The following is a 1,988-nucleotide window of genomic DNA, read 5'->3' as shown; positions in this document are numbered from 1 at the left end:
ATACCGAACCATCAGCCGGATGGTACTGGCAGTTCAACCGCGCGCAGGGCTATAAGCACGACGGGACGAGCTACAGTCCGAAGAACGGGTGGACGGCCTGGACCACAAGTATCTCCGAGTGGAATGTTAGCTGGGCTTATGCGAACGATCCTTGCGGCCGTCTTTTAGGTTCAGGCTGGCGCCTGCCAACCTCCTCAGAGTGGTCTGCAGCGGACGCCCCTCCGCAGAACTGGGGCAGCAGCGCCGATGCGTACAAGTCAGTACTGAAACTACATTTGGCAGGTTACCTGACAGCCGGAGCCGGCGCGCTGACGGGCCGTGGGACGACCGGTTATTACTGGAGCAACAGCCATGTTGGGAGCACCTATACAGACGCCTATGCGCTGCTGATCACGGGGACCAGCAGCTCAGTGGTAGGGCTGAACAAGGCGAATGCGACGCCTGTGCGGTGTGTGCGTGATGCGATAGTTCCCGCTCTTCCCTCGGTGAGCAATGTGGATATCCCGACCAGTACGATGACCGACAGTACCGCCCTTGGGACCGCCACTGTAGCGCCGGACGGAGGCTCAGCAGTAACCGACCGGGGGCTGTGCTGGAGCACCTCGAAGGCCGTTCCGACCACGGCTGACAATATTATCAAAGCAGGCACGGGTATGGGAACGTTCACCTCGAAGCTGGAAGGTCTGGTACAGGGGGCAACCTATTATGTACGGGCGTATGCGACCAACAGTGTAGGTACAGCTTACAGCCCGGTTGTGAGCAGCTTTAAGATCTGCCCGACAGAATTTACGGTGATCCATACCGGGGGCCTGAACGGGGCACCGGAGAGCAAGACCGTAAACTATCATTCAATCAGCAGCGGGATCAGTAAAGCAGCATTGTGCTGGTTAACCCAGAACCTTGGCTCCAGCCAGGAAGCCTTATCGGCAACCGATGGCAGCGAAGCCTCCTCGGGATGGTACTGGCAGTTCAACCGTGCGCAGGGATATAAGCATGACGGGACAAGCTACAGTCCGAAGAATGCCTGGACCGCCTGGATCACCAGTATCTCCGAGTGGAACGTAGGCTGGGCAGCGGGCAGTGATCCTTGTATCCTTCTTCTGGGTTCAGGCTGGCGCTTGCCGACCGCCACCGAATGGGACAGTGCCGATGACGCCCCTCAGTTCTGGCAGAACTACACAGACACGTACAAGTCAGTACTGAAACTCCATGCAGGCGGTTACCTGACAGCAGCAGGCGGCGTTCTGACGGGCCGTGGGACAACGGGATATTACTGGAGCAGCAGCTATGTAGGCAGCACCTATGAGAACGGGTATGCCCTGGGCCTTGGCAGTGGCAGCAGCGGGCTTGTCAGCCTGAACAAGGCGAACGCAACGCCTGTGCGCTGTGTGCGGGATGCCGTAGTGATCAACCTGGCCTCGGTAAGCAATGTAGACATCCCAACCAGTACGATGACCGGGTCGACGGCAGAAGGTACGGCGACAGCCGGTCCAGACGGCGGGGCGTCCATCACCGAACGCGGGTTGTGCTGGAGCACGACGAATGCCATCCCTACGGTAGCCGACAACAAGATCCTGTCGGGCTCGGGAGTGGGTACCTTTACCACGACGATCAGCGGGCTGACAGAAGGACCGACTGTATATGTGCGGGCTTATGTGGTCAACAGCAAGGGAGTGGCCTACAGCCCCTCAGTAACCAGCTTCAAGATCTGTCTTCCATTAACAGTGACTCACGTAGGAGGCCTCAACGGGGCCCCGGAAACCAAGACTATAACGTACGGAACGATCAGCAGCAATATAGGAGGTTCCTCCAGATGCTGGATCACGCAGAACTTAGGCTCTGACCGTCAGGCAACAGATGTGACTGACGATACCGAACCATCAGCCGGATGGTACTGGCAGTTCAACCGCGCGCAGGGCTATAAGCACGACGGGACGAGCTACAGTCCGAAGAACGGGTGGACGGCCTGGACCACAAGTATCTCCGAG

The 1,988-nt window shown here is 58.4% G+C and carries 1 protein-coding gene; it reads left to right on the top strand.

Features of this window, described 5'->3' with window-relative positions:
- Nucleotides 1-1,988 (top strand): fibrobacter succinogenes major paralogous domain-containing protein (locus tag DDR33_RS26140; RefSeq protein WP_158280873.1); only part of this gene is annotated, 1,988 nt, incomplete at both ends.

The organism is Pararcticibacter amylolyticus (assembly GCF_003130405.1).
In the GTDB taxonomy this organism is placed as follows: domain Bacteria; phylum Bacteroidota; class Bacteroidia; order Sphingobacteriales; family Sphingobacteriaceae; genus Arcticibacter; species Arcticibacter amylolyticus.
The sequence above is the reverse complement of the archived record's forward strand: the minus strand, read 5'-3'. Positions and strand labels throughout refer to the sequence as shown.